This is a genomic window from Streptomyces sp. NPDC043738 (assembly GCF_056436545.1).
In genome coordinates this window covers 151,568-162,612 of record NZ_JBWKCJ010000019.1, presented here as the reverse complement: position 1 = coordinate 162,612, position 11,045 = coordinate 151,568, and the positions used below count along the sequence as shown (strand labels likewise).

Sequence of the window (11,045 nt, the reverse complement as noted above, 5' to 3'; positions counted from 1 at the left end):
CGCCCAAACCGGCCAACGCAGCAACACCCCCCTCCACGACGGCACCAACGGCGTCCACGCCATCCCCCTCGACCCCAACCGCCGCCCCACCACCACCCCCACCACCCCCACCACCGACAACCACAGCAGCGAGAGCGACCGCCGACCCGCCGCCGAACCCGCCGGCGCTCAGCCGAAGCCCCCGCCCGTCGTCCCGAAGGACGAGCCGGAGAACGCGGAGGCGGCACGGAACGAGCCGCACCGCCAAGAGGAGCTGCACCCCCGGATCGGCCCGGCGGAGACGGCCGACTCACGGCACCACGGCATGTATCCGATGGAACATCAGGCGAATCTGCGCGACAGCAACGACGTTCGCCAGGTGGACACCGATGTCCCCTACCAGCGCATGAGCGAATGGGCGGACATCCCGAAGGGCGAGACCCAGAGCCCGCTGGCGGCCGTCCTCAACCGCTGTGTGCCCACGCCGGACGAGAACGGAGTACCGCGCTACCCGCTGCTCCGCCGGCGCGACCTCATCGACGCCCTGCCCGGCTTCGAGACCCTGCACCCGGGTGAACAGGGTGCGGTGGTCGCCGCCATGGCGCGTATGAGCCACTCCTTCCACGCCGCGCATGCCGTCGGGATGAGCCCGGAGCCTCGCGAACACCCCTACGCCGACGACAAGGACAAGGACGGAAACCCCATCACGCAGGGGGCGAACGTCACGACCTCTCCCCCTGTCGTGGCACACCAGTCGAATCAATGGCCCACGGCCAGCCGTCAGGACGCCGACCTCAAGCAGGCGATCAAGGACGCCTTCGGCCAGGCGGGATTCTCCGGAGCGCTCAATGCGTCCGGCGACCACCGCCCGGACTTCACCGGCCGGAATTACGCCGTCGTCGAGGTCTACGACCCGAAGACGAAGGAAACGAGCTTCGTGGTCGACTCCTCCTTCGGAAATGACGCCCCCATTCCCGGAAAGCACTCCGAACCACACATCCTCGACTACCTGGACTCGCTCGACGCCGGCCGAAAAGACGGAGAAAAGTACGAGCGCCTCAGTCTTTATACGGATCGCGAGCCGTGCGGCCGGGGCCAGGGGCTGGCAAACTGCTCGGATACGCTGCGGGAAAGAATTCCCGGGGTGGACGTCTATTACGCGACGGAGTACCGGAAGAACGCGGAGACCGTACCCGAAGAAGTACCCGCCGGCACGACTCGCAAAAAACTGAACGACGGAGCCCATGTCTCCAATATGCTGGAAATCGGTAAGCTATGGGTCAAAGTCAAGCACCAGGGCGGCCTCTAGTGGCAGCACCCGACGGCAACACCTGAAAGGCGAAGCATGACGGACCGTGAATCCGGGAAATCAGGCAACACCTCGCCCCGCCAAGAAGTACAGGAATGGATCGAGGGCGCGGACCGGGCGAGTGGATTCGTCTTCCTCACCGGGGCGGCCGGTTCGGGAAAGACCGACCTGTTGCGAACCCTGGATTCCCGGTCCGATGCGATGCTCCTCGTCGACGCGGCGGGACTCTCCGCCGAGCAGGTCTTCCTCGAGCTCGTCGAGCTGCTGGACGTCCCGTACGACCTGCATGAGCGCAACCCCGTCCAGTACGCCAACGCACTGCGGCGCGCCAAGATCGAGCGGGTCGTCGCGGTGAGCAACGCGCATCTGGCGGGCGGCGTGCGGACCTCGTCCGAACCCGGGCGCGTCATGCGGTCCGTCGTCTGGTCGCTGGGCGCCGGCGCCGCCCGGACCGGCGTCCGGCTGATCGCGGAGGTGGATTCCTCCGTCGCGCCGCTGCCGAAGAAGGCCCCGGCCATCTCCCTCGACGGTGCCGGGACGACGAAAGAGGAATCCGCGGCGCTCCCCGACCCGCGCTCCGCGCAAAGCGCTGCCCTACGGACACTGGCTCAGGCCGAACTTCGCACCCTGCGCCTCGAGGAATGGTGCGCGCTGGGTGAAATCATCGGCTTTCGGCTCGACGTCGAGCAGGTGCGGCGCATCGCCGCGGAACTCGGTTCGCTGTCGCTCGACGGCGATACGGTGCGTTTCCTCCACGAGGGACACGCACACCGCATCCGGCGCGCTATGGCGGACGAAGGGCGTGAACTGAACGACCGGATCGTGGCCGCGCTGCGCCATCTGCCGCCGGGTCCGCTCGCCTCGTATGCGGCACGCGCCCTGCCCGCCCATGCGGCCCGGGCGGGGAATTTCGAGCAGGTGATCTCCGATCCGCGCGTATTGGCCACCTGCGACCGCACGGCCCTGCTGGAGCCGCTTCCGCTCGCCTTTCCCGAAGGAATCCCCTTGGGGTCGCTCGCCGCGGACATCCACTATCTCGACAAGCTGGGCATCGCGCCGTATGCGCACGAGGAGTGGGTTGCCTTCCTCCACCGCAACGCCGTGTGCCGGAACGACCTCGAGACGGCCAAGGCCCTGGACCGGGCCGTCGGCCTTCCCTGGCGGACGGAATGGGCTCGTTGGCGGCGGGGAGGCCGGTTCACCCCTTCGCCCGACCATGTCGGAGAGGTCGAGTCCCTGGTGGCCGTACCTGGTTCGGCCGTGGTGGAGAGCACGGGGTCCACCGGCGCCCGGCGCCGGTGGAACGCCCTGACCGGGACCCCGGCCGAGGCGCCGGACGAGGCATCAGACGCCGCGCAGGGGGCGACGACGGCCCCGGCACCAGCACCCGTCTGGGAAGCGGACACCGGTTGGAACAAGGTGGATCTGCGCCGCTCCGGGGCTTCGGCGACGGACGACGGCCGACTCACGCTGCGCGTCCCGGGGCTGAACGCGGCGGCGGCGGTGGGGGATGTCGTGGTGCTGGGCGGCACCCAAGGCCTCTACGCCGTGACCGTGCCCGAGAGCGGCGCGAGTACGGCATCCTCCCCCGCAACCGCAACCGCAACCGCAACCGCAACCGCACCGGCACCGGCCTTCGCCCTGCCGATGCTCGCTCCGCACGGCTTCGTCGCCACCCGCCCCTACCGCCAAGGCGACTGCCGGGCCACCCACGAGCGCCTGTGCACGGTCTTCGGCGCCGCCCGTACCCACAGGCCGGCCGGCTCCCGCATCCCCGACGGCCTCACCCATCGGCCCACGCGGGACTTCCTGCGGGAAGTCGGTTTCCCGGAGGTCGAGTTCTTCTTCGGCCTCACCACCCTGCCGCTGTCGGAAACGGGCCTCGAGGAAGTCGACTGGGAGCAGTCCCAGGGCGCCGAACGCCCCGATGGCGAGGGCCCGTTCTACCTCCTGGGCGAGTGGATCGAGGGCGTGCTCTGCCTGGACGGCGCCTCGGGCGCGGTCCACCGGGCGCCGAAGGCCACCGCGCCCGACGCCGGAGCGGGCACGGAAACCCTGGTCGGTACGAGCCTGGCCCGCTTCACCGCGATGGTGACGCTGCACTGGCAGCGGATGGTGGTCTACGACCAGTCGGGGAATCTGGACTCGGAGGAGCTGCTGGCCGAACTGGCCGACTGGCTGAAGGGGATCGACCCCGCGGCGGGGAAGTCCGAACCCTGGCGGCACGTCCTCGACCCGGACAACTTCGACACCTTGTGACACACGTGGTGCCACCACGCGGTGACACCACCGCACGGCCCGCCACGGTCGTTCCGTGGCGGGCCGTCATCGTGCCGTCGTCGTGCCGTACCAGGGCGTGTCCGCACGCGGCGGCACCGTGGGCGTCAGCCCTGGCGGCCGGCGGCGATCTGCCGGGACATGATCGTCGTCAGCTCGTACGCGGTGTGCGAGGCGGCCACACAGGTGATCTCCGCGTGGTCGTACGCCGGGGCGACCTCCACCACGTCCGCCGAGACCAGGTTGCAGGAGGACAGCCCGCGCACGATCTCCAGCAGCTCGCGGGAGGTCAGGCCGCCCGCCTCGGGGGTGCCGGTGCCGGGCGCGTGCGCCGGGTCCAGCACGTCGATGTCGATGGAGATGTACAGCGGGCGGTCGCCGATGCGCTGGCGCAGCTGGTCGGCGACCTCGTCCACCCCGCGCCGCATGACGTCCGCGGAGGTGACGATGCCGAAGCCCATCTTCTCGTCGTCGTCGAGGTCCTTCTTGCCGTACAGCGGGCCGCGCGTACCGACGTGCGAGAGCGCGGAGGTGTCGAGGATGCCCTCCTCGACGGCGCGGCGGAACGGCGTGCCGTGGGTGTACTCGGCGCCGAAGTAGGTGTCCCAGGTGTCCAGGTGGGCGTCGAAGTGGAGCAGGGCCACCGGGCCGTGCTTCTTGGCGACCGACCGCAGGATCGGCAGGGCGATGGTGTGGTCGCCGCCGAGGGTCATCATGCGGGCGCCGGTGCCGAGCAGGTCGTCGGCCGCGGCCTCGATGGTCTCGACGGCCTCGTTGATGTTGAACGGGTTCGCGGCGATGTCGCCGGCGTCGGCGACCTGGGCGAGCGCGAAGGGGGAGGCGTCCTGGGCCGGGTTGTACGGGCGCAGCAGGCGGGAGGCCTCTCGGATGGCGTTGCCACCGAAGCGGGCACCGGGGCGGTAGGAGACACCGGTGTCGAAGGGGACACCGACGACGGCCACGTCGGCGCGGCCGCCGACCTCGTCGAGGCGCGGCAGGCGGGCGAAGGTCGCGGGCCCGGCGTAGCGGGGGATGCGGGAGGAGTCGACGGGGCCGACGGGCTCGTGGGATGCGCTGGCTGCGGTGGTCATGAGGGTGAGATTACGGACGGGCCCCGGTGTGGCCCATGGACATTTGCGGGAGGGAGGCCGATCCCGTTCGACGTTTTGGACAGCGGGCGGCTCCGCTGCTCCCCGCCCCGCCGCCCGCCCGGTCGTCCGGGCCGCGGTGCGCCCGCCCGGCGCCCGCCCACACCGTCCGGGGTGTGGAAGTCCCCCGCCCCGGACCACACGTCCGGGCACAATGGCGCTATGCCGATAGCCTCCGCAGCCGCCGTACCCTCGCGCGCCGAACTCGTCGACCATCTCGTCCGCACCCGCATCGCCGGTGATGTCGCCACTCCCCGCGAGAACAACCTCTCCCACTACCGCAGGCTCGCCAACGGCGACCGCCACTACTGGTTCGGCCTGGAGTTCGGCGACCGGTGGTCGGACGAGCAGGACGTGCTGGCCGTGATGGCGGAGCGCTGCGGGGTGAGCGACGATCCGCACCACCGGCAGGGCCAGGACACCATCGACCCGGAGCTGACGGTGGACGCGCTGGACCGTACGGCGGCGGTGCTGCGCAAGGCGGCGGCCGACCGGCAGAGCGTGCTGTTCGCGACCGGCCACCCGGGCGGGCTGCTCGATGTGCACCGTGCGACGGCCGAGGCGCTGCGGGCGGCCGGCTGCGAGATCGTCGTCATTCCCGACGGGCTGCAGGCGGACGACGGTCTGGTCTTCCAGTTCGGCGACGTGGCCATGCTGGAGCGCGGCGCGACGCTGTGGCACACCCACTCCCCCGAGCCGATGGCCGCGATCCTCAACGGGCTGGAGCGCGAGGGCCGGCCGCAGCCGGATCTGGTGATGGCCGACCACGGCTGGGCGGGCTGCGCGGGCCAGCGCGGTCTCGACGCGGTGGGCTTCGCGGACTGCAACGACCCGGCGCTGTTCCTCGCCGAGGCGGAGGGCACGCTGCAGGTGACCATCCCCCTGGACGACCACGTCCGCAGCCCGCGCTACTACGACCCGCTGACCGCCTACCTGCTGGACGCGGCGGGGCTGCTGGGCTGAGGGCGAGGGCGCCGGGCGGCCGGGGCGCGGGGTCACGGGGCCGAGGGGCCGGGCCTGAGGGCCCCCGTCGGCTGGCGGCCGGCCCGATCGGCCCGACGAGAAATCGGCAGCGGAGTGTGTTCCCATCTTGACTGTCCGTGCTTCACCGGCAGAAAGGATGAGCCATGCGCGCGCTTCCCCCCAACGGCCTGCGGGCCGCGGCCGTCGCCCTGGCCGCGGCCGCCTGTGTGCTGGGCACCTCCGCCCCGAGCTCCGCGGTCACCGCGCACAGCGCCCCCGCCCCCGCTCCCCGGGCCGCCGACGAGCCACCGGCCGACGCCGCCCAGATCGCCATGCTCAAGCGCAGCGTGGCGGAGTGGAACAACTGGCGCGGGGCGCATCGCGGCGTCCGGCCGGCCCTCGCCGGCGCGTACCTCCACCACGCCGATCTGCGCCGCGCCGATCTGTCCGGCGCCCGCCTGCGCGGCGCCGACCTGCGCGGGGCCGATCTCTCGGGGGCCGATCTCTCGGGGGCCGACCTCTCCGGCTCCGTCCTCGCCGAGGCCGATCTCACCCACGCCGACCTCACCCGGGCCGATCTGGGCGGCGCCTATCTGGACGGCGCCAAGCTGGGCTGCAAGGGCCACAAGGCCTGCAAGGGATGACGTCCGACGGATGAGGGGACGACGGCCGGGGCACCGCACCGCACGGCCGCCTGGCGCCGTGCCCTGCGGGCCGCCTGACAGCCGCCCCGGCGGACACCCATCGGACCCGCCCTAGCGCGGAACCCTGATCACGCCCTCCTGGATCACCGAGACCGCCAGCCGGCCGTCGGCCGTGAAGATCCGGCCCTTGCCCAGTCCCCGGCCGCCCTGGGCGGTGGAGGACTCCTGGTCGTACAGCAGCCACTCGTCGGCGCTCAGCGGCCGGTGGAACCACATCGCGTGGTCCAGGCTCGCGCCGACCACGTCGCCGACCGCCCAGCCGCCCCGGCCGTGGGCGAGCAGGACGGAGTCCAGCAGGGTCATGTCGGAGACGTAGGTGACCAGGCAGATGTCCAACAGGGGACGGGGGATCTCCCCGTCGTCCTCCAGCTTGCCGTGGGTGCGGAACCAGACCTGGGAGCGGGGCTCGCGCACCTCGCCGACGGTGCCGAACGGCGGCTCGCCCACGTACCGCAGATCGATCGCGGCCCGGGCCTCCAGCAGCCGGTCGACGACGCCGGGGCCGGCGAACCGGTCGGCGTAGCGGGGCAGCATCTCGGCGGCGGTGGGCAGCTCCAGCGGGTCCGGTGCCGCCGGCATCGGCTCCTGGTGCTCCATCCCCTCCTCGTGCACCTGGAAGGAGGCGGAGAGGTGGAAGATCGGCTGGCCGTGCTGGACGGCGACCACCCGGCGGGTGGTGAAGGACCGGCCGTCGCGGATGCGGTCGACGGTGTAGACGATGGGCGCGCCGGGGTCGCCCGGGCGCAGGAAGTACGCGTGCAGGGAGTGCGGCGGCCTGTCGGCCGGAACCGTGCGCCCGGCCGCGACCAGGGCCTGCGCGGCGACCTGGCCGCCGAAGACCCGGGGTACGACCGAGGCCTGGGACTGCCCGCGGAAGATGTCCTGCTCGATCCGCTCCAGGGCGAGCAGACCGAGCAGGGACTGCAGTGCGTCGTTCACGTGCGGGGGACCCCTACAGGCCCATCGACTTGGCGATGATCGACTTCATGATCTCGCTGGTGCCGCCGTAGATGCGGTTCACCCGGTTGTCGGCGTAGAGGCGGGCGATCGGGTACTCGTTCATGAACCCGTAGCCGCCGTGCAGCTGCAGGCAGCGGTCGATGACGCGGTGCGCGACCTCGGTGCAGAACAGCTTGGCGCTGGCGGCCTCGGCCGGGGACAGCTCGCCCGCGTCGAGGGCCTCCAGGGTGCGGTCGGCGACGGCCTGCGCGGCGTCCACCTCGGCCTGGCAGGCGGCCAGCTCGAACTTGGTGTTCTGGAAGGCGGCGACCGGCTTGCCGAAGACGGTGCGCTCCTGCACGTACTGCGTGGCGAACCGGACGGCCGCCGCGGCCTGCGCGTAGGCGCCGAAGGCTATGCCCCAGCGCTCGGAGGCCAGGTTGAGGCCGAGGTAGGAGAACCCCTTGTTCTCCTCGCCCAGCAGGTCCTCGACCGGCACCTTCACATCGACGAACGCCAGCTCGGCGGTGTCGGAGACCTTCAGGCCCAGCTTGTCCAGCTTGCGGCCGACGGAGTAGCCCTCGGACTTGGTGTCGACGGCGAAGAGGGAGATGCCGAAGCGGCGGTCGTCCTCGCGCGGGGCGGCGGTGCGGGCGCAGACGATGACGCGGTCGGCGTGGACGCCGCCGGTGATGAAGGTCTTGGCGCCGTTGAGGACGTAGTGCGTGCCGTCCTCGGAGAGCTTGGCGGTGGTCTTCATGCCCGCGAGGTCGGAGCCGGTGCCCGGCTCGGTCATCGCCAGCGCCCACATCTCCTCACCGGAGACGAACTTCGGCAGGAACCGCTTCTTCTGCTCGTCGGAGGCGAGCATCTTGATGTACGGCAGGCCGAGCAGCACGTGCACGCCGGATCCGCCGAAGGAGACGCCGGCACGCGCGGTCTCCTCGTACATCACGGCCTCGAACTTGTACGAGTCGATGCCCGCGCCGCCGTACTCCTCGCCGACGCGGATGCCGAAGACGCCGAGCTCGGCGAGCTTGTAGTAGAAGTCGCGCGGCGCCTGGCCCGCGGCGAACCACTCGTCGTAGACGGGGACGACCTCGGCCTCGATGAAGGCGCGCAGGGTCTCCCGGAACGCCTCGTGGTCCTCGTTGAACACCGTACGGCGCATCTGCGTCGCCTCCTCCAGCTCACCGGCCTAGCCCATATCTAAGCGCTTGCTCAGCGAAAGCTACCGGCCGGTCACCAAAGCTGTCCAGAGGTCAACGAAAACCCGTGCGAGCCGGGGCGCCCTATGCCCCCGGCACCCCCAGCGCCACCGACTCCCCGCTCGCCGACTCGTCGGCCACCGCCCCGAAGGCCCCCAGCGCGAGCCGGTGCAGCAGCTCCGCCATCTCCGTACGGCCCGGCAGGGAGCCGGGGCGGCCCAGGTGGGGGGTGGAGTTCAGCAGGCCGAAGACGGCGTGCACCGCGGCGCGGGCCTGGGACTCGGAGGGCCCGGGGTGGACCTGGCGGACGACCTCCACCCACAGCTCGACGTACTGCCGCTGCAGCTGGCGCACCCGCTTGCGGTCGGCCTCCCGCAGCCGGTCCAGCTCGCGGTCGTGCACGGTGATCAGCGGCCGGTCGTCCAGCGCGAAGTCGATATGGCCGTCGATCAGCGCACGCAGCACCGCCTCGGGGCTCTCGCCGCCCTCCGCGACCCGCATCCGGCCGCCGGCGAGCAGCCGCTCGCTGATGCCGACCAGCAGCTCGGCGAGCATCGCGTCCTTGCCGGCGAAGTGCCGGTAGAGGCCGGGGCCGGAGATGCCCACGGCCGCCCCTATCTCGTCGACGCCGACACCGTGGAAGCCGCGCTCGGCGAAGAGCCGGGCGGCCTCCTTGAGGATCTGCTCGCGGCGGCTGTTCGGGGCGGGGGCCTGCGCATTACTCATGACGTCGATTGTAGACAGCCGGGTTAGTGCTCGTTAACCTGAGGGAAATGAGGTTAACGGCCATTAACCCGGATGGCCCGGCGGACGCCGATCGCGGCGCCGGGGCAGGCGATCGAGCAAGGGGGCTCGTACTGATGGAACAGGCACCGGTGCTGGGGAGCGCGGCCGTTCCGGCGTCCGACTCCTGGCGGGCCAACGAGGCCGCGCACCGCGAGCTGGCCGCCGAGCTGCGCGAGAAGCTCGCGGCGGCCCGGCTGGGCGGCGGCGAGAAGGCCAGGGCACGGCACACCGCACGCGGCAAGCTGCTGCCCAGGGACCGGGTGGACGCGCTCCTGGACCCCGGCTCGCCGTTCCTGGAGGTGGCGCCGCTGGCGGCGGAGGGCATGTACGCGGGCGCGGCGCCCGCCGCCGGAGTGATCGCGGGCATCGGCCGGGTCAGCGGCCGTGAGGCGCTGATCATCGCCAACGACGCCACGGTCAAGGGCGGCACGTACTACCCGATGACGGTCAAGAAGCATCTGCGGGCCCAGGAGATCGCCCTGGAGAACCGCCTGCCCTGCCTGTACCTCGTCGACTCCGGCGGCGCGTTCCTGCCCATGCAGGACGAGGTCTTCCCGGACCGTGAGCACTTCGGGCGGATCTTCTACAACCAGGCCCGGATGTCGGGCGCCGGCATCCCGCAGATCGCCGCCGTCCTGGGCTCCTGCACGGCGGGCGGCGCCTACGTCCCCGCGATGAGCGACGAGGCGGTGATCGTCCGCAACCAGGGCACGATCTTCCTGGGCGGACCGCCGCTGGTGAAGGCCGCGACCGGCGAGGTCGTCACGGCCGAGGAGCTGGGCGGCGGCGAGGTGCACTCCAAGGTCTCCGGTGTCACCGACCACCTCGCCGAGGACGACGCGCACGCGCTGCGGATCGTGCGGACCATCGTCGCAACGCTCGGCGAACGGCCCCCGCTGCCCTGGACGGTGCGCAAGGCGGACGAGCCCGAGCTCGACCCGGCCGGGCTGTACGGCGCGGTGCCGGTGGACTCCCGCACCCCCTATGACGTCCGCGAGGTGATCGGACGCATCGTGGACGGCTCGCGCTTCGCGGAGTTCAAGGCCGAGTACGGCACGACGCTGGTCACCGGCTTCGCCCACATCCACGGCCATCCGGTCGGCATCGTCGCCAACAACGGCATCCTGTTCTCCGAATCCGCCCAGAAGGGCGCGCACTTCATCGAGCTGTGCGACCAGCGCGGCATCCCCCTGCTGTTCCTGCAGAACATCTCCGGCTTCATGGTCGGCCGCTCCTACGAGGCGGGCGGCATCGCCAAGCACGGCGCGAAGATGGTGACGGCGGTGGCCTGCACCCGCGTCCCGAAGCTGACCGTCGTCATCGGCGGCTCGTACGGGGCGGGCAACTACTCCATGTGCGGCCGGGCCTATTCACCGCGCTTCTTGTGGATGTGGCCCAACGCCAAGATCTCGGTGATGGGCGGCGAACAGGCCGCCTCGGTCCTCGCGACCGTCAAGCGCGACCAGTTGGAGGCGCGCGGCGAGGAGTGGGGCGCCGAGGAGGAGGCCGCCTTCAAGGCGCCGGTCCGCGAGCAGTACGACACCCAGGGCAACGCCTACTACGCCACCGCGCGGCTGTGGGACGACGGCGTGATCGACCCGCTGGAGACCCGGCAGGTGCTGGGGCTGGCGCTGACCGCCTGCGCCAACGCCCCGCTCCCCCAAAGGGACCCCGCGGCGCCCGGCTACGGCGTCTTCCGGATGTGATCTTCATGAGGGGAATGCCCACACCC

Annotated in this window: 9 protein-coding genes; 5 read left to right on the top strand and 4 right to left on the bottom strand. The window is 71.5% G+C overall.

The annotated features are described in order from the left end of the window. Both AC0680_RS24405 and AC0680_RS24400 read left to right on the top strand, forming a co-directional pair. Positions 1-1,288, top strand: a 1,288-nt coding sequence (locus AC0680_RS24405; protein ID WP_478632315.1) for a nucleic acid/nucleotide deaminase domain-containing protein, incomplete at its 5' end; no start/stop codon positions are given. A gap of 36 nt (positions 1,289-1,324) precedes the next feature. Further along, positions 1,325-3,547 carry an SUKH-4 family immunity protein gene (locus AC0680_RS24400; RefSeq protein WP_478632313.1) on the top strand — a complete coding sequence of 741 codons (2,223 nt, stop codon included), beginning with the start codon at positions 1,325-1,327 and terminating at the stop codon, positions 3,545-3,547. Between the two features lie 125 nt (positions 3,548-3,672). On the opposite strand, the gene speB is transcribed toward AC0680_RS24400, so the two are convergent. Further along, a complete protein-coding gene (gene speB / locus AC0680_RS24395) occupies positions 3,673-4,656 on the bottom strand; it encodes an agmatinase (protein ID WP_468977626.1) in 984 nt (327 codons plus the stop codon). Positions 4,657-4,875: 219 nt separating this feature from the next. Here speB and AC0680_RS24390 point away from each other — a divergent pair, with 219 nt between their 5' ends. Next, positions 4,876-5,676: a phosphatase gene (locus AC0680_RS24390; protein WP_384430995.1), complete on the top strand. Its 801-nt coding sequence runs from the start codon at positions 4,876-4,878 to the stop codon at positions 5,674-5,676. 164 nt (positions 5,677-5,840) lie between these two features. Then, positions 5,841-6,320, top strand: coding sequence for a pentapeptide repeat-containing protein (locus tag AC0680_RS24385; protein ID WP_478632309.1), 480 nt, complete (start codon positions 5,841-5,843; stop codon positions 6,318-6,320). Between the two features lie 111 nt (positions 6,321-6,431). On the opposite strand, the gene AC0680_RS24380 is transcribed toward AC0680_RS24385, so the two are convergent. The 3 genes from AC0680_RS24380 to AC0680_RS24370 all read right to left on the bottom strand — a co-directional run bounded on the left by AC0680_RS24380 (position 6,432) and on the right by AC0680_RS24370 (position 9,253). After that, entirely contained in the window at positions 6,432-7,319 is an 888-nt protein-coding gene (locus AC0680_RS24380) for an acyl-CoA thioesterase (RefSeq protein WP_478632306.1), read from the bottom strand. 13 nt (positions 7,320-7,332) lie between these two features. Continuing rightward, on the bottom strand, positions 7,333-8,490 hold the full coding sequence (locus AC0680_RS24375; protein WP_468977861.1) for an acyl-CoA dehydrogenase family protein: 1,158 nt from the start codon (positions 8,488-8,490) through the stop codon (positions 7,333-7,335). A gap of 121 nt (positions 8,491-8,611) precedes the next feature. Continuing rightward, on the bottom strand, positions 8,612-9,253 hold the full coding sequence (locus AC0680_RS24370) for an SACE_7040 family transcriptional regulator (RefSeq protein WP_478632304.1): 642 nt from the start codon (positions 9,251-9,253) through the stop codon (positions 8,612-8,614). 134 nt (positions 9,254-9,387) lie between these two features. Between AC0680_RS24370 and AC0680_RS24365 the strand changes: the two genes are divergently transcribed. Then, entirely contained in the window at positions 9,388-11,019 is a 1,632-nt protein-coding gene (locus tag AC0680_RS24365; RefSeq protein WP_478632302.1) for a carboxyl transferase domain-containing protein, read from the top strand. Positions 11,020-11,045: the final 26 nt, after the last annotated feature.